The sequence below is a fragment of the Vreelandella hamiltonii genome (genome assembly GCF_014651795.1).
GTDB lineage: Bacteria > Pseudomonadota > Gammaproteobacteria > Pseudomonadales > Halomonadaceae > Vreelandella > Vreelandella hamiltonii.
In genome coordinates, this window is sequence record NZ_BMXO01000023.1 from 1 (window position 1) to 23948 (window position 23948).

Here is a 23948-nt window from a genome sequence, read left to right on the forward strand (position 1 = left end):
TCAAGGCTGGGCAGGCCTGGCTCAGTGAAAGTGGCCGAGAGCTGCACATCAAGGCAGGCCACAAGGTGGTGCTGGAAGCCAGCGACGAACTCACCCTGAACGCCGGGGGCAGCTTTCTCAAGCTGGACGGCGGCGGCATCACCTTGGTGGGCCCCTCGGTACGGGTCAACGCAGGCGGCAGCCCCGGCAACGGCTCCGGGCAGGCGGTGGAAGGCCCGCTATTGCCGGGGCGGGCGGTGGCGGAAGTGCATGAAGCCATACCACCTACCTCGCTGCCCAAGCTAAAGGATTACCAGCTCAGCGAAGCAGCCATCATGCCGCTGTGCGGCAAGATCAACGACACTCAGTGCAGTCGTGAGGATTGCCCATGTCTCGCTGGTTGAGCCAACTGGCGGAACGCACCCGCCACGCCCAAACGCTGACGGGCAGCCTCACGTCGGGCCAAACCGCCTATATGGTGCTCGATCAACGGCGTGCTCCCGAACAAAGTCGAACCCTACTGGCCTGCGAGGGCAAGCGCGATTTTACGAGCCTATTTGCAGGCACCGCTTTATCGCCGTTGCTGGACGCCAGCCCTTGGCTGCTAGAACTCAGCGTGGGCAGTGCCGCATGGCGACATGCCCAAACTCTCTGTCATCAGCGCCTGGGGTGGGTGTGCCAGCCTGCCCCTGACCAGACACTACTCAGTCTCGCCAACTACCTTCAGACGTTATTTGTGCTGGATGACCCGCAGGGTGGCAAATCGCTCATCAACCTTCAGCAGCCCTCCGTTTGGAGTGCGTTGCTGGCCAGTGCACCCCCAACTTGTTACGCCCAGTGCTCGTTACTCCTGGGCCAGATGGCCACGCCCACGCCACAGGGCCAATGGCTCCTCTGGCAGCCGGGCACACCCGAAGAGCCTGCCACCCCCACCTGGTCACTGACGAGCGATATGGAAACCGCCCTGAAGGAGAGCCAGCAAGCGTGGTGGCTGAGCCGTATGACAGAGACGCCACTCACCTCTTTACCCGCTGTATGGCTGGCTCGCATGAACACCCTGGTGAACGCAAGCATCAGCCGCTCTGATCATTTGAAACGCCTGCTACCGCTGATGACAGATGAAAGCGATAGGCGGCACGAGCAGTTAGACGACATTCTCCACTCCCACCTTCCTACACGCCAAAAAGTACAGCAGTTGGAGCGCCTGTTATGAGTGCCGAGCAAACCCAAGAGCGCCATTTGAACCCAGTGGTGGTGAATGTGTTCGAACCTCCCGAATCCGATGGTGAAAGCGCTGGTGAAAACGCAACGCATGTCTGTCAGGAGCAGTGCTGGGCCGATATTTTGTATCTACCCGGCACCCAAACGTTTTGGCTGCTGACAGAAGAGGTCTCCGACATTTTGCTGGAGGCCGCCGAGCAACTAAAGACGTGGACGCAAGAGGAAGACGCCATTGAGCGACTTCGCCTGCTCAATGATGAAGCGGGCTTGATGGAGTGCTTGTTGCCTACGAGAGCCGAAAACTTTCTCGACGAGAGCGAGCGTGCGCGTTACCAATCTTGTTTCGAGCAGTTGATCGACATCACGACCGATGACGAAGCCACACTTGAGGAGCGAATCGCACACCAACGCTCTTTTCTGGAAAGCCTTTGGCAGTTGACCACGCCAGCACTACTGAATCAATTGGCGCGTCACCTGACCAATGCCGAAGCGGTGCGGCTGGAAAGTGAACTACGTGACCTTTATCAAGCAGGTTTGCAACGCGCGCAGGAAGCGGGCTACAGCGTAGAAGGCGAACGCTATTACGGCCCTTGGGAAGCCGAGATTGCAGAAGCATTGGAAACCTACCGCACGTGCCGAGCGGCGGCGCAGCGTGAATACCATTTCAACCCAGGCAGCGAAGGAGAAGCTACGCCTTTTTCACTGCAAGAGGTGCTCGCCGAGTATCAAACCTTCATCCGCTTATGCGAATCCATGCCCCCTGACGAGGCTGCGCAAGCGTGTCGTTTCGTGGGCCACGTACAGCAACTATCAGAGCAACAAGAAAGCAAATACACCGACTACCTCAATAGCATCTTGACGCTCGCTTCCCTAGGCATTGCCACGCCTGAGCTGGCCCTATCGTTCACGGAGGAGGGCGCTCCACCATTAGCTGGGGGCGTCAGCGCCTTCGATACCTACTGCAGCACTCTGAAGCAAAGCGTTGAGCTGCACCGTGCGGTCGAAGAAAAACTCAGCGAGTGGGAAAGCGGTACGGCAGGCCAAGCCAAGCTGCCTATCTTTTTGTTCGAGCAGGAACGGCAGCTCTATAAAAGTATTCAGGAAGAATTAGGTGATCTATTTCAGCAGGCGGATGCGGCCATCAAAAAAATGGAGCCCAGCCGCGTTTTGGTATGGCATACCGATATCGAAGATGACCGTCATGCCCTAGGTTATCAGAAGCGTCGGATCGAACTGCTGGTGCGTCGCGACTTCCCCTTGAGAGAATTCAGCTCTCCTCAGGCAGATCAATCGCTTAGCCACATCAGCCTGTATCAGTTGATGCCCGCCATGACGCCCATCGAGCGGCAGCGGCTAGACACGACGATGAACGCGGATGGTGTATTGCCCGCTCGACTATGGAAGTCACCGGAAACGGCGCTTTCTCAGTGGCTACGCGGGCGTGGATGTGAGCCTATCGAGCATCGAGGTGAGTGGCACGATGAGCCATTGGGATTCTTCCAGCCTGAGCGTTTTTTTGCCTACCTGGAGGAACAAGGGCATGACATCGCCTCTCTAAACGGCAACAGCAAGGAACGCTGGGGAGCCGACTTGCAGAAAGTGCTCTTTACAGGCCCGGGGCGTGATCAGTTGCGCCTCTTCGATGCCAGCGCTCAGGCACAAATGATGCGCCTGGTTGGCATGGCCCGATTCGACCTTAACGAACCCCGTAGTGAGGATGAACGCGATACGCCATGGGAAGTGGTCGCTCAGCAACCCACACTCACCTTCTTCGACGCTGACCTGGAAATGAGCAGCGGGGGCAACTATGAGCTTTCCACCACCCGGCGCGATGAGCTAGCCATTAAAAGGCCCTCCAATGGCCATTGGCAACTGGATGAGAGTAACCCGAACAAGACCTCTGCCTCGGTGGCCTACCGCTGGGAGGCCAAGGGTACCTTCAGCCTGGCACGGGGAGAGCTGCCCTTGGGGCGCCTGGTACTCCCCCGAGAAGAGCAGGCCCAGCAAGTCGTTGCCACCTTGAATGAAGTGAACGAGCAGCGTGAATTGGGCCGCTATGTGGTCATCGTGGATGCCGTGGCCAAAGGCTTTGCCGGGGCCAGCTTGGCACTGGCAACCGAGACAGGCTTTTCGCTTGGCGAAGACGGGCTCAGTATTACCGGGATTGACTGGGCAACACGGGAAGCCGAGGGCGCGACCATCGAAGCCTTCGCGGGGGCTAAGCTGGGCGTCGAAACCCGTTGCTCGCTGAGCTGGGAGCCCCCCGCCAACCTGGAACGCCTCCTCCCCGGCCGCGCAGCGCTCTCCGACATGAGCATGGCAAACCCCAATCAGTCACTCACTGGGTGGCGCAGTCTGGGCACGGCTACCCTGACGATGGAGCTTGCAGCAGGCTTAGGGGGAAAACTCGGTTTCGCGCTGGGCATGCAGAACGGTAAGTTCGTGTTGCGCATGGCCGCACGTGTCGTGATTGGCAAGGGCGCAGGGGGTGGGCTCTCGGTAGAGCTGGATGTCGATAGCCTGGACCTGTGGCTCGCCATGCTCCACCGGGCCATGGTGGACAACAACTACGTGAAGCCCGAATGGATCGACGAAGAGGCTTACGAAAGCATGAGCTGGCTGGGCTACCTCGCTACCACGACCCTGCTGAACGTCGGCCTACTGGCAGCACGAGGACAAGCCGGCATTGAACGACTCTACAACGCCATGACGGGCGGCCAAAATGCGGGGCCGATTGCGTATGTCATTGCAACGCGCGACGGGGAGGACTTAGAAAACATGAAAGCGTGGGTACAACAACTCACGCCTGACTCGCTCGGGGCCTTGCTCTACTTGCTCGTTAGCGAGCCTCGGGCATTTGAAGTAGAAGAGCCCGGTAGAGGGAGAAGTGCAGGCAGAAGCCAACGCTTTAACGCCCAGCAAGCACTGGATTTTCAGCAGATCGCCATTGCCAACTGCTTGGGCTGGATAGTGGAAGGCGTCACCATGAGCGTTTACGGCCCGCTTTGCCGCTTCAGCCGCGAAGCCCCTACTCCTTCGCAGTACCTGTTTACCAAAGCAGTCGTCAGAATGACCGCCAACGGTCAGCCGCCGCATAATTACCCAGACACCGCTTACCATAACCATAAGCTGGCCTTGGATCGTTTTATGGAACGGATATCAGGCACTGATAATCCTGATGTTCCTGGTTCAAAGATGGGTTATCGCAGGTACGCAGCTGGCCTTGGTGCTGAAATCTGTGCAAGCTAATTAAGGCCGCTATGAAAGGAATGACATCATGCGATCAATTACCCTGACCGTGTTAGCCGGATTAACACTTACATCCTTTCTACCGCTCGCCTGGGCGCTGGATGACGAGGCACAAGCTGCCAAGGATGAAGGCATGCGCTTATACAATTCACATCAGCGTTCTATCAGCACGCCTTACTTGGAAAAAGCAGCAGAGGCTGGTGATGCCGAGGCGATGTATTACCTGGGCGAAGTGAACCGTTTACGACATATGGGGATGAACCAAGCCGCCTTGGATTGGTACTACCAGGCAGCTCAACACGGTGAACCCTACGCCATGCTTCGCTTGTTCGATGGCGGTGCCTGTGAACTAGGTAATGTCTGCCCGGACAACGGTGACGACTGGCCACAGGCGGCACTGGAACTTACCCTGCCCAAAGCCGAAGCGGGTGACCCTGAGGCGATGTCCGTCCTGTACGACATCTACTTTTACGTCGAAGAGCCCGACGAAGAAAAAGCCATGGAGTGGTTATTGCGCGCCGCCGAGGCAGGCCATGTGGAATCCATGAACTTACTCGGCGAGATTGCCCGTAACGATGAAGAAAGTTATGCCAACGACACTGAGCGCTTGGAAGCCGCCGAGCCATGGTTCCGTCAAGCCGCAGAGGCGGGCTATGCACCTGCCATGCATAACCTCTCATCTGTATTAAACCACCTAGGCCAGCCTGAAGAGTCATGGGAATGGGTCAACAAAGCTTCCGAAGCAGGGCATATTTACGGACGAACCTGGTTGGCCGCCTGTAATGTTGCACCTGATTGGGAAGAATTGACTCTATGTAATTCTGCTACCGCCCCAGAGCCAGCAAAAGGCTGGGCGATTTTCCTTGCTATACATGAAGAGGTCCCCGGCACTTCTTCAGAACGATCACTGCGTGTTTATCGGGAAAGCGTCACTCCTGAACAGCGCGAGGAAGGAGAGCGCATGATGAATGAGTGGCTCAACCTCGAACCACCCCTCTCCTACTTCCCAGAGAAGTTTGGCCCCTGATGTCGTTACTGCAACGCTTGAGCTGGCGGGCAATACTAGCCGGGCTAACGCTGACAACGCTCTTGACGCCGCACGCCTGGGCACTGGATCACGAGTCGCAAGCTGCCAAGGATGAAGGCATGCGGCTATGGGGTATTCATCAGTGGGAAAAGATGCAACCTCCACTAGAAATAGCCGCAGCAAGTGGTGACGTAGAGGCAATGTATTACCTAGGCGAGGCAAATAGATTACTTAGCCGTGGACTATCTCAAGCCGCCTTGGATTGGTACTACCGAGCAGCTCAACACGGTGAACCCTACGCCATGCTGCGCTTGTTCGATGGCGGTGCCTGTGAACTAGGCGATGTCTGCCCTGAAAACGGTGACGACTGGCCACAGGAGGCACTGGAACTAACCCTACCCAAAGCCGAAGCGGGTGACCCTGAGGCGATGTCCGTCCTGTATGACATCTACTTCTACGTCGAAGAGCCCGACGAAGAAAAAGCCATGGAGTGGTTACTGCGCGCCGCCGAGGCAGACCATGTGGAATCCATGAACTTGCTTGGCGAGATTGCACGTAACGATGAAGAGAGTTACGCCAATGAAACCGAGCGCTTGGAATCCGCCGAGCCATGGTTCCGCCAAGCGGCAGAGGCGGGCTATGCGCCAGCGATGAATAATTTAGCTGCCACCCTAAGTAACTTAGAACGGTATGAAGAAGCAAGAGTGTGGAGAATAAAGTCTTCCGAATCAGGACATATAAATGGCCGGCGCTGGCTAGCAGCTTGCAATATAGTACCTACTCTAAGAGATTTTGAGGATTTATGTAGAGGCGCTCTAGAGCCAGATCCTGCACTAGGATGGGCAATACTCTTAGCCATCAAAGAAGAGCTACCCGGCAGTTATTCTGATCAAAATCTTAGCATCTACAGTGAGCACGTATCGCCTGAACAGCGCGAGGAAGGAGAGCACATGATGGATGAGTGGCTGAACCTCGAACCGCCTCTCTCTTATTTCCCAGAGAAGTTTGGCCCCTGATGTCGTTAATACAACGCCCGGACTGGCGGGCAGTGTTAGCCGGGCTAACCATGGCAATTGACCTTGCACCCTGAGCTTTATCATGCACTGCAAGGTGACCCCGAGGCTCACGCCTTTACCCGGCTGCTAAGCCAGCAACATACACAGCTTTTTGCAGACGTTTGCGCCTGCACTCGACCACAGCGCTTGGAGATGAGATAGCACTGAAAAGGAATAGCTAAATGTTGGACTTGAAAAAGGAGCCCTGCGCCCATTGCACATTCATCGCTGACATTGCCGACGCAAGAGTGCTCCAGCATGCGTATGTCGTTCTGGATGAAAAGCTGTTGAAAGGCGCATTTGCTCATATAACGACGTTACCCGGCGTACTGCAATACAGTGGGTTGTTTGGCCGTACTCCTCTTCGCCTGATATCCCCCGAAGAGCCGTTGCTGATCAAGATGGAGATCAATAGCCCAGCTTGGCAACGCGCCATGCAACTGTGCCTGTGTCAGGCAGGCTGGGTATTCAAACCTACGTCGGCCGTCTCTTTCGACAAGATCGTCGAGCACTTGCGCACACTTTTCATTCTTGACGATAACGCTGGTGGAAAATCGTTCGTGAGGCTTCAGCACCCGCAGGTATGGACAACCCTGCTGGCCAATGCAGACCCTGTGTTCCTTCAATACTGGTTGAAACCTCTTGGCCGAGTTTTCATTCCCTATGTGAAAGGTGGCTGGACTTGCTGGAAGCCCCCCAAAACAGGAACTACCTGTGCGAACCCATGGCAATTGTCGTCACACATCGAAGCGGCACTTCGAAGGCAGCAGCAAACAGAAGAGTGGTTGATAACCAAACCGGCGGAGCCCGCGCCAAGAGCGGACTGGCTAATCTCGCTCCACTAGCCTTTCTCCTCCATGGCCCATTAACGAGAGTGTAGTGGGTTCAATAAAACCGGACGCCAGCCTATGCTCTCGGCACTACCGCCATTTCGCCTGGCGTGGCATCGATACTCCCAACGAGGAGACTAACGCCACCTCTACAGAGCCGCCCCCCATCCACGAGACAGCATGGAACTCTGGATCATGCGTTGACCCAAGAGGAAAGAGGGCAATCATGCTGCGCGAGGCCCTCCCCATGTACTTATGGCGTAGCACTCACACCTGCCCATAACGCCCGGCGGCTTCGCCCAGCCAGCGGCGCACCAGTACCGCGGTGACTTCGGCGTTGCCCTGGAGCGCCTGGGCCAGGGCGGTGACCCGCTCCAGCTGGTCGGCATCGCGCTCCAGGTCGGCGATTTTCATCTGGGCGAGGCCGGTCTGGCGGGTGCCGAGCACTTCGCCGGGGCCGCGAATTTCCAGGTCTTTTTCGGCAATGCGGAAGCCGTCGGTGGTTTCGCGCATCACGCTGAGCCGCTCTCGGGAGCTTTTGGACAGCGGCGCGTGGTAAAGCAGCACGCAAAAACTTTCGGTGCTGCCCCGCCCAACACGCCCGCGTAGCTGGTGGAGCTGAGAAAGCCCCAGGCGCTCCGGGTTTTCGATGATCATCAGGCTGGCATTCGGGACATCCACGCCGACCTCGATCACCGTGGTGGCGACCAAAAGATCCAGCTCGCCGGTCTTGAAAGCCTCCATCACCTCGGCTTTTTCAGCGGCCTTCATGCGCCCGTGTATCAGCCCAATGGCCAGCTCCGGCAGCGCCTGGGTGAGCTCGTCCCGCGTGACTTCCGCCGCCTGGCACTGGAGCACTTCGGACTCCTCGATCAGCGTGCAAACCCAATAGGCCTGGCGGCCATCGCGGCAGGCATTGCGGATACGCTCGACCACTTCCGGGCGGCGCTCGTCCGAGACCACCACGGTCTTCACCGGCGTGCGCCCCGGCGGCAGCTCGTCGATCACCGACACGTCCAGGTCGGCGTAGGCGCTCATGGCCAGGGTGCGGGGAATCGGCGTGGCGGTCATGATCAACTGGTGAGGCGTCAGCCCGCCGGCCTCCCCCTTTTCACGCAGGGCGAGGCGCTGGTGCACGCCAAAGCGGTGCTGTTCGTCGATGATCGCCAGCCCCAGGCATTGAAAATGCACATCGTCCTGAAACAGCGCGTGGGTGCCCACCACCATTCGCGCTCGGCCATCGGCGATGGCGGCCTTGGCATCCAGCCGCGCCTTGCCTTTCAGCTTGCCCGCCAGCCAGGCGACATCGATACCCAGTGGCTCGAACCATGCCTTGAACGAACGATAGTGCTGCTCGGCGAGAATTTCCGTGGGCGCCATCATGGCCGCCTGGCAGTTGCCCGCCAGCGCCGAGAGCGCGGCCATGGCTGCCACCACCGTCTTGCCCGACCCCACATCCCCCTGCACCAGCCGCAGCATGGGCGCCGGGCGTGCCAGGTCGAGGGCGATCTCCTCCAGCACGCGGCGCTGGGCACCGGTGAGGGCAAACGGCAGCTGCGCCAGAAAGCGGGTTTGCAGGCTACGCCCGGAGGGCAGCGTCGGTGCACCATCGGCCTGAATGCGCAGGCGCACTTCCCGCAGGCTGAGCTGGTGGGCCAGCAGTTCCTCCAGGGCGAGCCGCCGGGTGGCGGGGTGAAGCCCCTGGGCAAGCTGCTCCAGGTCCACGTCCGGTGGTGGCTGGTGCAAGAGCTGCAGGCTGGCATGCAGCCCCGGTAGCTGGAAGCGCTGGCGCAGGGTGTCGGGGATCACGTCCGGCAGCGTTTCAGGGGCTTGCGTCAGCAGGCGCAGCGCCTGCTGGGCCAAGGCCCGCAGGCGTGCCTGATGCAGCCCCTCCGTGGTGGGGTAGATGGGCGTGTAGTACTCCTCCACCGGGGTTTCGCTGCTGCCGCTCAGGCGATACTCCGGGTGGTAGATTTCCAGCCCCGTGGCTCCTGCCCGGGCTTCGCCGAACGCACGCACGGTGGCACCGGGGCGCAGCTGTTGCTGCTGAGCCGGAGAGAAGTGAAAGAACCGCAGGCTCAGGATGCCGCTCCCGTCGCGCAACCGCACCAGCAGGCTGCGCCGCCGCCCCTTGACCACGTCGCTGGCGGTCACTTCCCCTTCCACCACCGCCTCCTGGCCCGCCCGCAGATGGCCTATCGGCGTCAGTCGCGTACGGTCCTGGTAGCGCAGCGGCAGGTGAAACAGCAGGTCGCTGACGCGCTCGACCCCCAGCCGCGCCAGCTTGATGGCCAGCGCGTCGCCTACGCCCTTCAGCGCCGTGACCGGAGCAGCCAGTTCACTCATGAGTCCGTGTGGGCCTTGTGGTCCGGTTGCTGGCACTGGCCAATCGCCTGGGCCAGGGCATCGATGGCCTTGGGCCTGGGGAAGCTTGCGCGCCAGGCAATCGCCACCGTGCGCGAAGGCGCAGGCTCCACGAAGGGACGGCTGACCAGCATGGCGTTTTCGTACTGGTCGGTGCCCAGCGCCGACTGGGGCAGTACGGTAATGCCCAGCTTGGAGGCCACCATGTGGCGAATCGTTTCCAACGAGCCGCCTTCGGCAATCAGGGTATTGTTGGGGCTGTTCAGCTTTTGGGTAATGGCCGGGCAGGCTTCCAGAATCTGGTCGCGGAAGCAGTGGCCTTCCCCCAGCAGCAGCAGGCGCTCTTCCAGCAGGTCTTCCTTGTGGATGGCTTCACGCGCTACCCACGGATGGCTGGCGGGCATCAACACTTCGAAATGCTCGTCATAGATCGGCTTGGTGACTACATCGGTTTCGGTGAAGGGCAGCGCCACGATGATCACGTCCAGCTCGCCATTGCGCAGCTTGGCGCGCAGCGTGCCGGTCATGCCCTCTTCGATGTACAGCGGCATCTGTGGCGCAGCGTTGGCCAGCGCAGGCACCAGATGGGGAAACAGGTAGGGCCCAATGGTGTAGATGGCGCCAATGCGCAGGGGGTTGGCCAACTGGTCCTTGCCTGCCTTGGCCAGTTCGAAAATCAGCCCACTCTGTTCCAGAACGCGCTGCGCCTGAGCAACGACCTTTTCACCCAGCGGCGTTACCTGTACGGTGGACTTGGAGCGCTCGAACAGCGCCACTTCCAGTTCGTCTTCCAGTTTTTTCACCGCCACCGACAGGGTGGGCTGTGAAACGTGGCAACGTTCAGCGGCACGGCCAAAATGGCGCTCTTGTGCAAGGGTTACGATGTAGCGTAGTTCTGTTAAAGTCATGGTGGTGCCAGTGGCATCCTCTCGTTGCAGCTCGTGACTGGTAATCGTAATTAGCGAGATGGAAAAGGACAGACAAGCCCTATTGAAGATGGCACATCTCATAGGGACTTTGTATCTAATAGGGAATATTTATCAAGAGGGGTGAGCAAGGTGAAGCTAACGGTACTGATTATCGGCTGTGGAGATATCGGCGTCACGCTTGGCAAGGAGCTGCTGGACGAAGGGCACCGCGTGATCGGCGTGCGCCGCCAGGCCGATGCACTGGCCAACACGGGCATCGAGCCGCTGGCCCTGGACCTTAACGACCTGGAAGGGGCACCTGCCAACGCCTTGCCCAGCGCGGACTACGTCATTTACACCGTCAGCGCCGACCGTTTCGAAGAGAGTGCCTATCAAAGCGCTTACCCGGACGGCCTGAAACGTATGCTGAGCGTGCTGGAACAGCACGACACGCCGCCCAAGCGAATCTTCTTCGTCTCTTCTACCAGCGTTTACGGCCAGCAGGAAGGCGAAGTGGTCAATGAAGAGAGCCCCACTGAATCCACCAGCTTCTCCGGCACCCTGATGTGCGAAGCCGAGCAGTCACTGCTCAACCACCCGCTGCCTGGCACCGTGGTGCGTTTTTCAGGTATTTATGGCCCGGGGCGTGACCGCCTGATCCACCAGGTGGCAGAAGGCCGCATTGCCGCCGTGACGCCGGTGATCTACTCCAACCGGATTCACCGCGACGACTGCACCGGCATCCTGGCGCACCTGATTCGCTGTCAGGAGAGCGGTACGCCGCTGGCAGACCTTTACCTGGGCAGCGACTGCGAGCCGGTGACCATGCACAATGTGATGGCGTGGCTGGCGAAACAGTTGAAGGTGGAGTCCACCGAGACCATGCAGTCCCCCCTGCGCCGCCGGGCCAGCAAGCGCTGCGACAACCGCCGTATTCGTGAAACCGGCTACACCTTCCGCTACCCCAGCTACAAGGAAGGGTATCTGCAGGTGCTCAAGGAAGGCGGGTTTCTGGAACTGCAAAAAGCCTGACGCTATCGCGTAAGAGCAAAAAGCGAGCCCCACGGCTCGCTTTTTACTGTGCCGTACCAACCCTTGGCGTTAGTCGCCAATCACCATGACCGCTTCGGCTTCTACCTGGCTGCCCTTGGGCAGCGCCTTCACGCCCACCGCCGCACGGGCCGGGAACGGCGTGGAGAAAAACTCCTCCATGACCTTGTTGACGATGGCGAAGTTGTCCAGGTCCACCAGGTAGAGGTTGAGCTTGACGATATCGCTCAGCGAGCCCGCCGCCTCTTCGCACACTACCTGCAGGTTGGCAAACACCTGACGCGCCTGGGCTTCGAAATCGTCAGAGACCAGCGCCATGGTGTCCGGGTCGAGGGGAATCTGGCCCGACAGATACACCGTGTTGCCCGCCTTGATGGCTTGTGAATAGGGGCCAATGGCCGCCGGGGCTTTCTCGGTGTTGATAACCGCTTTATTGCTCATTATGTCTCTTGCTCCTGTGAGAATACATCGATGGATGATGATCGCCACGGCTGACGCCGCCAGCCTGACGGGCCAGCGGCGGGTACCGGGTCGTTTTAATTGGCCATACGGGTAATCTTGCCGACGTTGGGCAGGTTGCGGATCCGCTTGATGATCCGCGCCAGATGGACTCGCCCTTTCACCGACAGGGTCAGGTTGACCGTCGAGAGCCGTGCGTCACGCTCTTCGATGCCGATCCGCTCGATGTTGGCGTCCGCATCGGTCACCAGCCCGGCCAGCTCGGCGACCAGGCCACGGCGGCTTTCGATCTCGATACGCAGGGCCACCGGGAAGTCTTCGTCGATATTTTCCGACCACTCCAGAGCAAACAGCTTTTCCGGGTCGCTCTTGCGCTCGGAGAGGTTCTTGCACTCACTGCGGTGCACCACCAGCCCCTTGCCCACAGAGAGGTGCCCCACCACCGGGTCGCCCGGCAGCGGATGGCAGCAGCGCGCAAAGTTGATCACCATGCCTTCGCCGCCGCTGATGACCACTGCCTTGTCGCTGTTGTCGGCCAGCGTCTTGTCGAAGCTCTCGCCATGAGCCACGTCCACCAGCCGCCGAGCCACCACGTGAGCCATGCGATTGCCCAGCCCCATCGACTCCAGCAGCGCATCCATGGAGCTGGCATCCAGCTCTTTCAGCGCCTGTTCGAACACGCTCTCGTCCAGCTCTTCCAGGCTGGTCTCGAAGGGGGCCAGGGCCTTGTTGAGCAAACGGCGTCCCAGCATGATGGCTTCTGCCTGCTGCTGGTGCTTGAGTGCGTGACGGATGGCCGAGCGCGCCTTGGCGGTGGTGACGAAATTCAGCCACGCCAGGTTGGGGCGCGCGCCGGGCGCGGTGATGATTTCTAGCGTCTGGCCGCTTTCCAGCCGTGTCGAGAGCGGTGCCAGGTGGCGGTCGATTCGGCAGGCAATGCAGTTGTTGCCGATATCGGTGTGCACGCTATAGGCAAAATCGATCACCGTGGCCCCCTGGGGAAGCTCCATGATGTCGCCTTTGGGCGTGAACACGTAGATATCATCCGGGAACAGGTCGTTCTTGACGTGCTCGATGAACTCCAGCGAGTCCCCCGCGTGGCGCTGCATCTCCAGCAGCCCCTTCACCCAGGCGCGGGCGCGGGCATGGCTGCCTTCGGCAATCGGATGCGCGGTCTGGCCAGCCTTGTACAGCCAGTGGGCAGCAATGCCGTTGTTGGCCATGGCTTCCATTTCGCGGGTGCGGATCTGCACTTCGATGGGCATGCCACGCTGGCCGAACAGCGTCGTGTGCAAGCTCTGGTAGCCGTTGGCCTTGGGAATCGCGATGTAGTCCTTGAAGCGCCCGGGTACCGGCTTGTAGAGGTTGTGCACCACGCCCAGAATCCGGTAACAGCTGGCCACGTCTTCGGTAATGATACGGAACCCGAAGACGTCCATGATCTCGGCAAACGGCTTGCGCTGGTCGCGCATCTTCTTGTAGATCGACAGCAGATGCTTCTGGCGACCAATCACCGTGCCCTGCAGCGCTTCGTCATCGAGGCTCTGCTGTAGCGAGGCCTGGATTTCACGCATGGCGCTGCGACGATTCCCTCTAGCGCTGGCAACCGCACGCTTGATGCGCTCGGCCCGCATGGGGTGAATCGCCTGGAACGAGAGGTCTTCCAGCTCCACACGAATGGTGTTGATCCCTAGCCGCCCCGCAATACGGGCGTAGATTTCCAGGGTTTCCCGGGCAATGCGGCGCTTCTTGTCGGGCCGCAGGGCCCCCAGAGTGCGCATGTTGTGCAGCCGGTCGGCCAGCTTGACGATGATGACGCGGATGTCCCGCGACATCGCCAGCACCATCTTCTGGAAATTCTCCGCCTGGGCAACGGCCTTGTCTTCGAAGGTGATCTGCGTCAGCTTGGAGACGCCATCCACCAACTCGGCCACCGGCTTGCCAAACTGGGCGGCCAGGGCTTTCTTGGAGACGCCGGTGTCTTCGATGACATCGTGCAGCATGGCGGCCATCAGGCTCTGATGGTCCATGTGCATGTTGGCAAGAATGTTGGCCACTGCCAGCGGGTGGGTCACGTAGGGCTCGCCCGAGCGACGGCGCTGGCCGTCGTGAGCCTGCTCAGCGTAATAGAAGGCGCGCTTGACCTGCTGGATCTCGTCCGGGGGTAAGTAGCCGCCGAGTCGGTCGGCCAGGTCATCAATGGTGAACATGTACCGCGCCCCTGATCGGTGCTAGCTTAGTCGTCGATTTGAGCGCTGGGCGTCATGGCAGGACGCGCCCGCACCGGCGCTTCGACCGGCTCATCCAGAACCGTATGGTCGACCAGGCCTGCGGCGATCTCGCGCAGCGCCATGACGGTCGGCTTGTCGTTTTCCCAGGGCAGTTGGGCATCACGGGAGCCACGCGCCAGCTGACGGGCACGCTGGGTAGAAATCATCACCAGTTTGAAGCGGTTTTCTACGTGTTCGAGACAATCTTCGACGGTTACGCGAGCCATGGAGCCATCCTGTAATAACGACGCCGGGCCGACAGAGCTGAAAACGCCGCCGACCCAGCGAAAAAAGTAGTCATACGACCTGCTAGATTACTCGACGCCAGGCGTCTGTGACAAGAGCGCAGACAGCAGGGGAGCATGACGCTGCTGCATGGTGGCCAGGGTCAAGCGGTGGCTGATTACCAGCGACTGCAGTTCCTGCAACGCCGTGGTGAAGTCATCGTTGACCACCAGGTAGTCGTATTCATCGTAATGGGACATCTCGCTGACGGCATCACGCATGCGCCGAGCGATCACCGCATGCTCGTCGGTACCCCGGCTCGACAGGCGGCGCTCCAGCTCACTGCGCGATGGCGGCAGAATGAAGATCGACACGGCGGAGGGCATCTGTTCGCGAACCTGGCGCGCGCCCTGCCAGTCGATTTCCAGAATCACGTCCTGCCCGGCATCCAGCAGCGTCTGCACGGCCTGACGTGACGTACCGTAGTAATTGTCGAAGACTTTGGCATACTCAAAGAAGTCGCCGCGAGCCATCATGGCCTCGAACTCGGGAATCTGCGTGAAGTGGTAGTTCACGCCGTTCACCTCGCCTTCACGTTTGGCGCGGGTGGTGTGAGACACCGATACCTGAATGCCATCCAGGCTCTCTATCAGCTCGCGAACCAGGCTGGTTTTACCCGCCCCAGAGGGGGCAGAAACGATATAAAGCGTACCCTGGGACATGCAGCGCTTCCCTTGTTGATCAGAAATGGGCGCGGGTGACGGCCCACGCCAATAGCGCGCAGTATCGCATACCCCTGGCAGGGACTGTAGGGGTTCAAGAACACCACACGGAGGTCACCATGCGCGCACTCTTCTTCCTGCTCCTGCTGGTCGGGGTCGGCGTTGCCATCTACAAGGACATCATCGTCATCCCGCGCCACTGGGCGCCTTGGGCACCGCTGCACGTGGACGACCCGGTCACGCCCGTCACCCAACTCAAGCTCAAGCGCCTCGACGACGACCGCGAGGCCTGCCTAGCCGCCCTGGACACCGTCCCCGAGGGCGGGCTGAGCTATACGCCGCTGGCCGACTACTCCCCCACCGCCAGTTGCCCGCTGACTAACGTGGTGCGCATGCAATCCAGCAGCGTGCGCTTCAACCAAAGCTTCGTGGCCACCTGCCCGCTGGCCTTGGCCTGGGTGATGTACGAACGCCATGCCCTGCAACCGGCTGCCGAAGCCATCATGGGCAGCCCGGTCGCCCAAGTGGATCATGTGGGCAGTTTTGCCTGCCGGAATGTCTACGGCCGCGAAAGCGGTCGACGCAGCGAGCACGCCACGGCTGAAGCCCTGGATGTGGTGGGCTTTCGCTTCGAGAATGGTCGTCAGATTACGCTGATTCGCGACTGGGACGACGAGGGAGAAGTAGGAGAGTTATTGCGGGCAGCGCGGGATGGCGCCTGCGATACCTTCGGCAACGTGCTGGGGCCGGATTACAATGCCGCGCATGCCGATCATTTCCATCTGGGCATGCGCGGTTTCAGGCTGTGCCGCTAGTGGCCTGTGCCAACGTCAGTCGAGGCTGATGTCCTCTTCATCGGTCAGGGCACCGGTCGCAGCACCTGCGCCTGCACCAATCACCGCGCCACGGCCAATACTTCCGCCAGTGGCCGCTGCTGCGCCAGCACCGACGGCGGCACCTACGCCTGCGCCGCTGGTGGCGCGCTCTCCAGTGGTTGCGCCACAGCCCGCCAGGGCCAGGGTCAGCGCCGCGATGGCACTCAGGGTCAAGCTACGCGAGACGTTCAATGATGGGCTTTGCATGGGTCACCTCCTTATGGGTTGCATCTTACACCCTAGGAACACTCCAGCTTTTTTGCCACTTTTAATGCCCCTTGTCTTGCTTGAGAAAACGCTTATTTATAGCCTTGCGCCACGGTTTGGCCAGGGGCTTCAGCGCGCTTTTCAAGCCAGCGCCCCCAGGCAAAAATGATCAACCCGCACAGCGCCAGCCCCGTTCCCACCAGCCCGGTGCTCGACCAGCTGAACCCGGCACTGATCACCAGGCCCGCCAGCCACGCCCCCAGCGCATTGGCCCCGTTGAACGCCGCATGATTCATGGAAGCCGCCATGGTCTGGGCATCTTCCGCCACGTCCATCAAGCGTGTTTGCAGCGAAGGCGCCAAGGCCATGCTGGTGCCGACCAGGCCAACGAACAGCAGCCCGCTCCACACCTGATTGGCGGCAAAGTAGAACAGCCCCTGAACCACCGCGCACCACACCAGGATGGTAGGGATTGCCCGCATCAGGTTTTTATCGGCCATGCGCCCACCGACCAGATTGCCCGCGATGGAACCGAGGCCAAAGATGACCAGCACCAAGGGGCCCAGGGCTTCACGCATGCCCGCCTGCTGGGTCAAGGTGGGCATCACGTAGCTGAAAATCGAGAACATGCCGCCACAGCCGATGCAGGCAATGGCAATGGTCACCAGCACACGCTGCTTGACCAGCGCGGAAAGCTCGCGCAGCGGGCTGGCCTGGGCATCGAAGGGCTGCACGGGCACAAAAAGACGAATCAACAGCGCCGTCAGCAGAGCAATCACGCCCACCCCGGCAAAGGCAATTTGCCAACCAAACAGGTTGCCTGCCCAGGTACCCAGCGGCGCCCCGATCAGAATGGCCACCGTCAGCCCCATCATCACCCGAGCAATGGCCCGCGCCCGTTGATCGACCGGCACGGCGCCAGCCGCCACCAGCGCCGCCACGCCAAAGTAGGCCCCGTGGGGCAGCCCGGCCAGAAAGCGTAGCCCCACGAACGACCAGAACCCCGGCGCCATGGCGCTGGCAATGTTACCCACGGCAAACACCAGCATCAGCGCGATCAGCAGCGCTCGCTTGGGCACCCGCGCGGCCAGCGCCGAAATCAGCGGTGCCCCCACCACGACCCCCAGGGCGTAGCTGCTGATGGAATAGCCTACCTGCGGCACGCTCACGGCCAGGTCTTCCGCCACGCGGTTCATCAACCCCATGATGACGAACTCGCTGGTGCCGATGCCGAACCCGCCCAGCGCCAGCACGAATTCCGCCCACCGCGGATGCCGCGCCAGCCCCGCTGATGATGCTTGCATACCTCACTCCCCAGGCGCGGGATAACGCGCCTGTTCACTAAAACGATCCTGGATAGTCGCAAATGATGGCAGGATTAGACGAAAGTAGAAATACAAGGCATGAAAAAAGTTAGCGTGCGAACTCAATCATCCAACGATAAACCAAGAGGATTAGTCCCTCGTGGCATTGGCTAACAATAAGCGCTCGCGCAGCTCGCGGTTGCGCGGCAGCAAGCCTACCTGCAGACCCAGCGGCCGGAAGACCTGATTGAGCAGCGCCACGGTAGGGCTTGCCTTATCGGCTTCCAGGTCTGACAGCGAACGACGGCTGATGCCCACCAGATCGGCGTATTGGGTCTGCGACATGCCCAGTACCTCACGGCGGAGCTGACGCAGCACCTGCCCAGAGCTGATTTCTTCGCGCACCAGTTGAGCCGCTAATGTCGTCAACAACGCCTCCCGCTCGATGCTGGTGAGCTCTTTGCGCTTCATACCAACCCCCAGCGCTGCAGCTTGGCATCCAGATGACCCAACCCCACCGCATCCAATGCCAAAATGGTATTGGGTACACCCCGCTGCGCTAGCCGTTTCTTCAAGCCCACTAGCTGGCTACCCAAGGCTTTCAGCTCTGCCATGAGCCGCTCTGGTGGAAGATAAACGCTCAGGCGTTCTGCAATGGCGGCCCAGTTAAACTCTCGCCCTTCTTCAAACGGCGCCCCCCAGGTAATGGTTCTGACGATTCCCTCAGGATCTGCCTTCATGGGCGCAAAATCGTACACCGGTGCCCACCAGGTTCCTTGCGGTGTTTTCAGCAGCGCCGCATTGCGGCCATGATTGTCGCTATTGGCAAACGCAACATTGAGCAGGTCGCGTTTCACCCACTCACTGACAAAGCGCGCCGTATCGAAATGGTCACCCGACTCACGCACGCGGAATTGTTGGCTCAACATATCCACCAACTCCCCGACCACGGCAAAATGATTCAAGAAGCTTCCCGGCTCTTTCCCCATGACGGAGTAAACAGACTCCAGGCCATACCGCGCGAGCGCTCCCTCTTGATAGCCCACATCAAAGCGGGGCAACCAGAGCGATGGATATCGCGCACCCTCGATCAGACGCATCCCTTGGGTATCGATGGTCGCGACGCCCAGCGACGCTAACTCGTGATAGAAGTAGTACTCCGCACGCAATATGTCGTTATCGATCACCGTGCGCTGACCGCGAGGAAATTTCACCAGATAGTGCTGATCGATATTCGCCGGATCGTCCTGATAGGTATCAATCCAGACCTGATCATCTGATGAACAGCGCAACAGCAGCTTGGGCGCCTCACCACCGGCCCCAGTCGCGCCCCCCCCAGCAGCCCCCATCTGCTGCGCATAAGCCAGAAAGTCGCTATCCCGATTGACGACATCCACCATTGCAAAGCGCTGCTGCTCCAGCGTGCTGCCTGCTGGGCGTTCAGGAAGGGCCTCTTTGATACGTAAATTGCCCACTGGCGCAATCGTTCCCTTGGCCAGTAGCGCGGCATCCTGCTCCGCCTCACTAAGTGCCGATATACCCAACTGCGTGACCCAGTAACGGCGGCTGGCCCCAGAGGGCATGATATCGTCTAAAAAAGTGAACCAGCGTGGCGATTGATGGGTATTCATCAACTCGATAGGCAAACGAAGACTACAGGCGTGCTCATCGTCGTGATCCAGCCACTCAAGGGCATAATCGGTAAGGTAGCCCAAACGCGCAGGCCCTCGACGGCCCCGCTCTGGATGCTCGAACACCAGCTCGGCAGCATCGTGCCACTGCCCTTGATGGAAGGCTTGAACGGTTAGCAACACGGCTCACCTTTAACGCGTCATTTGATGAGTAGTTTAATGCTCAAAAGTGTAGTTCGAAGCAGAATAATGTGCACTTTAATACTCAAATTTAAATCAAATTATCATAAATGAGCAGTTTAATACCCATTTATCTCAGGAGATATCATGCCGTCTGATCAAACGCCCGTTGATATGATCGAGCACGCCATGCAGGCATTGGCCCACGCCGACCCCGACATTGCGCGTGCCTACCCCCTGGTGGGTGCGCCCAGCCCGCGCCAGCGCGACCCCGGGTTTGCCACCTTCTTCTCGACCATCGTCAGCCAGCAGATCTCCACCGAGGCCGCTCGGGCCATCATGGGCCGAGTGAATACGCTGCTGCCGGAGCTGCACGCCAAAGCGGTGATGGAGGTGGAAGGCCAGGCGCTGCGGGATGCAGGCTTGTCGTGGCGCAAGATCGAGTATGCCAAAGGGCTGGCAGAGGCGGAGCTGGCGGGCACCTTTAGCGCCGATGGGTTGGCGCACCTCAGCGATGACGAGGCGATTGCCGCGATTACCCAGCTGCGTGGGTTTGGCCGCTGGAGCGCCGAGATCTACCTGATGTTCTCGCTCAAGCGCCCCGATATCTTCCCCGCCGACGACCTTGCGTTAAGAGTGGCGCTGGGCCGCCTGAAGGGCATGGAGGACAAACCCACGCCGAAGCAGGCCCGCCAGTTGGTGGAACCCTGGGCCCCCTGGCGCAGCGTGGGGTCGCTGTTTTTATGGCACTACTATCGCGGCGAGCCGGTTTAGCGCGGCGGTTACAGCGTCAGCCCGCCAAACTTGCCGTTCTGGTAATCCTCTACCGCCTGCACGATCTCGTCGCGGGTGGTCATCACGAAGGGGCCGTGGGAGTAGACCGGCTCATCGATGACATCGCCATGGCCAAACAGCAGGCGCGCATCGCTGGCTGCCTCGATGGCAAGGCTCTCGCCGTCACGGTCGAGTTCGATCAAATGACGCGCTTTAGCAGGCTCGCCGCCCACCGTCACGTCACCACTCACCACGTACAGAAACACCTGCCGCCCAGGGGCCGCGGGAAGCTGCTCATGGGCACCCGCAGGCAGCGCGAGTGTGGACATGAACACGCCGGTCAGCGACTCGATCGGGCCTGACTGCCCTTGCCACTCCCCGGCAATCAGGTTGAGCGTGCCGCCGCCCGCCAGGGGAACTTCGGGAATGCCTTCCTGCTGCAAGCCCACGTAGCGCGGCTCGCTCATCTTCAGCCGCGACGGCAGATTGACCCACAGCTGGAGGATTTCCAGCGGCCCGCCTTCGCGCAGGAACTCAGGGGGCGAGATTTCTGCATGCACGATGCCGCTGCCCGCGGTCATCCACTGCACGCCGCCTGCATGAATCACGCTCTGGTGCTTGGCGCTATCGGCGTGGGCCAGCGAGCCCTCCAGAATGAAGGTGACCGTCTCGAACCCCCGGTGGGGGTGCGGCCCAAACGGCAGCCCACGATTATTGGCGGGATACACCTGCGGGCCGTGGTGATTCAGGAACAGAAACGGATCGAGCTGATCCACGCCAGGCCCCGGCAGCGGCCTGCGGGTGACCAGGTCACCGATATCGTCACGATGGGCAGGGTGCTGAGCGACCACGCGGCGAACGGATGGGGTATGGGGTGATGACATGACGTCCTCCTTATCGATACGCCCAGCGTAAAACCTCAGCGACGCAATGAGGAGCGAATAATTTGCCTTGGTTCATTGAAGGAAATGCACAAAACCTCAGCGGCTGGGAATGCTAAGCCGCCCCACCACCGCAAACCCATCCTCCTGGGGGCGCACGACTACCATTTCCCCGGAACTGACACCGCCGCCAGTCAGCGCCGTGATATTCACCTGATGCGTGACCATCAGCAGGTTGCCCGGCCCCTGCCACGCCTCTATACGGCTGCGCGCCGCCTGGGTAATGGCCACCTGATCCCCCCGCCCGCCAAAGAACGAGTTCAGCCACGTCGCAGGCGTTATCGGCCCCAACGCCATCAGCTCGGCGGTTTCCAGTGCACGGCACCATTGGGAGCTGTAAACCGCATCGATCGCCACGCCCTGCTGCCGCAACGCCTGCCCCACCGCCACTGCCTGAGCACGCCCTTCGCTGGAAAGGTTGCGCTGGGTGGCACACGTTTCCAACACAAATCCCGGCGGGTCGCCGATGCCCGGCGCCAGCGAGTGGCGCATGAGAATGACCAACCCACCCTGCTGCAGCGCCTGCCAAGTGGCGGTATTGGCCTGAGCAACAAGGGGCACAAGGCCAAGAAGGCCCGAGAGCATGCACAGCGCGAAGATACGCAGGGTGAACATGGGCAAACCCTCTGATGAGAACGGTCTTCCCCCTCTTTTATCAGAATTTCGTCACCACGGTGACCCCCGCGCCTTCGAACTTGCCCATGTTGACCAACGCCTGCACGGACTCTTCCAGCGTGATACGGCGGCCAATCAATTTTTCAGGCGCCAGCTTGCCTGACTGGATCATCGCCAGCATGGCACCGTAGCGATGCGCCTGCATGCCATGGCTGCCCAGAATTTCCAGCTCGTTGGCGATCACCTTGCTCATCGGCACGGCGGGCGTGCTGTGGTCCGCCAGCATCAGCCCGACCTGAACATGCTTGCCGCGCTTGCGCAAATTGGTGATGGAGTTGAAGCAGGTGGTGGGGTGGCCCAGCGCGTCCAGCGAGACGTGCGCGCCGCCTTGGGTGATCTCGACCACCGCCTCCACCACGTCGGCCACCTGGTTGGCATTCACCGTGGCCACCGCCCCCAGCTGGCGCGCCAAAGCCAGCGCCTGCTCGGAAATATCCACCGCCACCACGTTGGCGCCGGCTGCGCTGGCAATCATGATGGCCGACAGCCCCACGCCGCCGCAGCCGTGCACCGCCACCCACTGGCCCGCCGACACGCGGCCCTGGTCTACCACCGCACGAAAAGAGGTCACGAACCGACAGCCCAGGCTGGCGGCGGTATCGAACGTCAGGGTATCCGGCAGTGCGACCAGATTAACATCGGCGTAGTGAATGCCCACATACTCGGCAAACGAGCCCCAGTGGGTAAACCCCGGCTGGAATTGAGCATCGCACACCTGATGATTGCCGGTGTGGCACTCCGGGCAGATGCCGCAGCCGCCCACGAACGGCACGGTCACCCGGTCGCCAATGCGCCACTTCGTCACGTCCTTGCCCACCGCTTCCACCACACCGGAGAGCTCATGGCCCGGCACATGGGGAAGCCGGATATCCGGGTCGTGGCCCATCCAGCCGTGCCAATCACTGCGGCATACGCCGTTGGCCATCACCTTCACCACGACCCCGTGAGGCGCTGGCGCTGGGTCGGGCACCTGCTGGATGCTGGGCGGGGCGGAAAACTGCTCGAATACCACGGCTTTCATGGCTCACTCCTGAACGGTCGGCGGTGCGTTGGATGTATACGCACTATAGCGAGCCACGCCCGAAATTACGTTTCACTCTGATGGACATCCTGCGCCTTTTTGAAGCACTCTTTTCAACAACATGAATAAACCGAAAGAGCCTTTCAAAATGAGCGAGCTTGATAAAAAAGATGCCCGATTAGCCACCTTGCTGCAGGCAGACGGGCGGGTGGCCAACGCACGGCTGGCCGAGCAGCTGCACCTGAGCGAAGCCACCTGCTGGCGACGCCACAAACGCCTGGAAGAGCTGGGGGTGATCGAAGGCTACCAGGCCATTCTCAACCGCCGCAAAGTGGGCGCCAGCGTGCTGGCCTTCGTGCAAATCACCTGCACCCAGCACAGCGAAGCCGCGACGGCAGAGTTCGAGCGCATCATCCAGGCCAGCTCCCGCGTACTGAGCTGCCACAACACCACCGGCGAAGCCGACTTCCTGCTACAGGTAGTCGCCAAAGACTTGGACGACTACAGCCACTTCGTCGAAACGGTGCTGCGCAAACTGCCCGGGGTATCGAGCATTCGCTCCAACCTCTCGCTGAGGGAAATGAAAGCGACCAGCCATTTGCCGGTTGAGGAGCTGTTGGGGCTGTGAGCTTACTTCCCCGTTTCTGTTGTTGGACGATACCGATGTTCAGCAGGCCTTTGCCGCCCACCTACGCAGGTTGCGCGAGCAGGCCAAGCTATCCCGTGCGGCGCTGGCGCAGCGCAGCAATGTGCCCGCTCCTACCATCAAGAAATTCGAGCTCACCGGGCAAATTTCGCTCCGCCAGCTGCTGTTGCTCTGGCAAAGCCTGGATGACCTGGCACGGCTCTATGCGCTGACCCAACCCGATGCCCTCGCCGCTAAACAACCCTCCTCCATAGAAGAGGTGCTCAAAGAGGGTCTATAAGTTTGAGCAGCAATTGAACGTCAACGAATTAAGCTGATCGCGTTACTCAACCATC

General features: G+C 60.3%; 23 protein-coding genes and 1 pseudogene. 11 read left to right on the forward strand and 13 right to left on the reverse strand.

Annotation, left to right across the window (positions count from 1 at the left end):
* From IE061_RS17345 to IE061_RS17370, 6 genes and pseudogenes are all read left to right on the forward strand, one after another.
* Window positions 1-383, forward strand: a pseudogene (locus IE061_RS17345) (DUF2345 domain-containing protein); the annotation flags it as partial.
* The gene (locus tag IE061_RS17350; RefSeq protein WP_193462164.1) at window positions 368-1192 is read left to right on the forward strand and encodes a DUF4123 domain-containing protein; all 825 of its coding nucleotides are present in this window, start codon (window positions 368-370) and stop codon (window positions 1190-1192) included. The pseudogene IE061_RS17345 and the gene IE061_RS17350, both read left to right, overlap by 16 nt.
* Window positions 1189-4449 carry a hypothetical protein gene (locus IE061_RS17355; protein ID WP_193462165.1) on the forward strand — a complete coding sequence of 1087 codons (3261 nt, stop codon included), beginning with the start codon at window positions 1189-1191 and terminating at the stop codon, window positions 4447-4449. Before IE061_RS17350 ends, IE061_RS17355 begins: the two co-directional genes overlap by 4 nt.
* A 28-nt stretch (window positions 4450-4477) precedes the next feature.
* Window positions 4478-5476, forward strand: coding sequence for a tetratricopeptide repeat protein (locus IE061_RS17360; protein ID WP_193462166.1), 999 nt, complete (start codon window positions 4478-4480; stop codon window positions 5474-5476).
* The gene (locus IE061_RS17365; protein WP_230478498.1) at window positions 5476-6492 is read left to right on the forward strand and encodes a tetratricopeptide repeat protein; all 1017 of its coding nucleotides are present in this window, start codon (window positions 5476-5478) and stop codon (window positions 6490-6492) included. Before IE061_RS17360 ends, IE061_RS17365 begins: the two co-directional genes overlap by 1 nt.
* A gap of 221 nt (window positions 6493-6713) precedes the next feature.
* Window positions 6714-7376, forward strand: a complete 663-nt coding sequence (locus IE061_RS17370) for a DUF4123 domain-containing protein (RefSeq protein ID WP_193462167.1) — start codon at window positions 6714-6716, stop codon at window positions 7374-7376.
* Between the two features lie 252 nt (window positions 7377-7628).
* Here the strand turns inward: IE061_RS17370 and recG are convergent, their stop codons facing one another.
* Window positions 7629-9707, reverse strand: a complete 2079-nt coding sequence (gene recG, locus IE061_RS17375; RefSeq protein ID WP_096921776.1) for an ATP-dependent DNA helicase RecG — start codon at window positions 9705-9707, stop codon at window positions 7629-7631.
* Window positions 9704-10633 (reverse strand): hydrogen peroxide-inducible genes activator, encoded by a 930-nt coding sequence (locus IE061_RS17380; RefSeq protein WP_081138541.1) that lies wholly within the window; start codon window positions 10631-10633, stop codon window positions 9704-9706. Before IE061_RS17380 ends, recG begins: the two co-directional genes overlap by 4 nt.
* Before the next feature lie 150 nt (window positions 10634-10783).
* Here IE061_RS17380 and IE061_RS17385 point away from each other — a divergent pair, with 150 nt between their 5' ends.
* The gene (locus IE061_RS17385) at window positions 10784-11665 is read left to right on the forward strand and encodes an SDR family oxidoreductase (RefSeq protein ID WP_193462168.1); all 882 of its coding nucleotides are present in this window, start codon (window positions 10784-10786) and stop codon (window positions 11663-11665) included.
* A gap of 69 nt (window positions 11666-11734) precedes the next feature.
* Here the strand turns inward: IE061_RS17385 and IE061_RS17390 are convergent, their stop codons facing one another.
* The 4 genes from IE061_RS17390 to gmk form a co-directional block, all read right to left on the reverse strand.
* The gene (locus IE061_RS17390) at window positions 11735-12124 is read right to left on the reverse strand and encodes a RidA family protein (protein WP_193462169.1); all 390 of its coding nucleotides are present in this window, start codon (window positions 12122-12124) and stop codon (window positions 11735-11737) included.
* Window positions 12125-12219: 95 nt separating this feature from the next.
* Window positions 12220-14352, reverse strand: a complete 2133-nt coding sequence (locus tag IE061_RS17395; protein WP_081138538.1) for a RelA/SpoT family protein — start codon at window positions 14350-14352, stop codon at window positions 12220-12222.
* Window positions 14353-14378: 26 nt separating this feature from the next.
* Window positions 14379-14639: a DNA-directed RNA polymerase subunit omega gene (gene rpoZ / locus IE061_RS17400; RefSeq protein ID WP_193462170.1), complete on the reverse strand. Its 261-nt coding sequence runs from the start codon at window positions 14637-14639 to the stop codon at window positions 14379-14381.
* An 87-nt stretch (window positions 14640-14726) separates the two neighbouring features.
* A complete protein-coding gene (gene gmk / locus IE061_RS17405; protein WP_193462171.1) occupies window positions 14727-15359 on the reverse strand; it encodes a guanylate kinase in 633 nt (210 codons plus the stop codon).
* Window positions 15360-15478: 119 nt separating this feature from the next.
* On the opposite strand from gmk, the gene IE061_RS17410 reads away from it, so the two are divergent.
* Window positions 15479-16174 carry an extensin-like domain-containing protein gene (locus tag IE061_RS17410; RefSeq protein ID WP_193462172.1) on the forward strand — a complete coding sequence of 232 codons (696 nt, stop codon included), beginning with the start codon at window positions 15479-15481 and terminating at the stop codon, window positions 16172-16174.
* A 15-nt stretch (window positions 16175-16189) separates the two neighbouring features.
* Here the strand turns inward: IE061_RS17410 and IE061_RS17415 are convergent, their stop codons facing one another.
* The 4 genes from IE061_RS17415 to IE061_RS17430 all read right to left on the reverse strand — a co-directional run bounded on the left by IE061_RS17415 (window position 16190) and on the right by IE061_RS17430 (window position 19556).
* Window positions 16190-16441, reverse strand: coding sequence for a hypothetical protein (locus IE061_RS17415; protein ID WP_039178940.1), 252 nt, complete (start codon window positions 16439-16441; stop codon window positions 16190-16192).
* A 92-nt stretch (window positions 16442-16533) separates the two neighbouring features.
* Window positions 16534-17745, reverse strand: a complete 1212-nt coding sequence (locus tag IE061_RS17420) for an MFS transporter (protein ID WP_193462173.1) — start codon at window positions 17743-17745, stop codon at window positions 16534-16536.
* Between the two features lie 150 nt (window positions 17746-17895).
* Window positions 17896-18216 (reverse strand): helix-turn-helix transcriptional regulator, encoded by a 321-nt coding sequence (locus tag IE061_RS17425; RefSeq protein WP_193462174.1) that lies wholly within the window; start codon window positions 18214-18216, stop codon window positions 17896-17898.
* Window positions 18213-19556, reverse strand: a complete 1344-nt coding sequence (locus tag IE061_RS17430; protein WP_193462184.1) for a type II toxin-antitoxin system HipA family toxin — start codon at window positions 19554-19556, stop codon at window positions 18213-18215. Before IE061_RS17430 ends, IE061_RS17425 begins: the two co-directional genes overlap by 4 nt.
* A gap of 147 nt (window positions 19557-19703) precedes the next feature.
* On the opposite strand from IE061_RS17430, the gene IE061_RS17435 reads away from it, so the two are divergent.
* A complete protein-coding gene (locus IE061_RS17435) occupies window positions 19704-20330 on the forward strand; it encodes a DNA-3-methyladenine glycosylase family protein (protein WP_096921773.1) in 627 nt (208 codons plus the stop codon).
* Between the two features lie 8 nt (window positions 20331-20338).
* Here the strand turns inward: IE061_RS17435 and IE061_RS17440 are convergent, their stop codons facing one another.
* The 3 genes from IE061_RS17440 to IE061_RS17450 form a co-directional block, all read right to left on the reverse strand.
* Window positions 20339-21214 (reverse strand): pirin family protein, encoded by an 876-nt coding sequence (locus IE061_RS17440; protein ID WP_193462175.1) that lies wholly within the window; start codon window positions 21212-21214, stop codon window positions 20339-20341.
* 96 nt (window positions 21215-21310) lie between these two features.
* Window positions 21311-21886 (reverse strand): histidine phosphatase family protein, encoded by a 576-nt coding sequence (locus tag IE061_RS17445; RefSeq protein ID WP_193462176.1) that lies wholly within the window; start codon window positions 21884-21886, stop codon window positions 21311-21313.
* A 40-nt stretch (window positions 21887-21926) separates the two neighbouring features.
* Window positions 21927-22967 carry a zinc-dependent alcohol dehydrogenase family protein gene (locus IE061_RS17450; RefSeq protein ID WP_193462177.1) on the reverse strand — a complete coding sequence of 347 codons (1041 nt, stop codon included), beginning with the start codon at window positions 22965-22967 and terminating at the stop codon, window positions 21927-21929.
* Window positions 22968-23115: 148 nt separating this feature from the next.
* Between IE061_RS17450 and IE061_RS17455 the strand changes: the two genes are divergently transcribed.
* Window positions 23116-23595 carry an Lrp/AsnC family transcriptional regulator gene (locus IE061_RS17455; RefSeq protein ID WP_016915513.1) on the forward strand — a complete coding sequence of 160 codons (480 nt, stop codon included), beginning with the start codon at window positions 23116-23118 and terminating at the stop codon, window positions 23593-23595.
* Between the two features lie 19 nt (window positions 23596-23614).
* Window positions 23615-23893, forward strand: a complete 279-nt coding sequence (locus IE061_RS17460; RefSeq protein ID WP_444542711.1) for a helix-turn-helix domain-containing protein — start codon at window positions 23615-23617, stop codon at window positions 23891-23893.
* Window positions 23894-23948 lie beyond the last annotated feature (55 nt).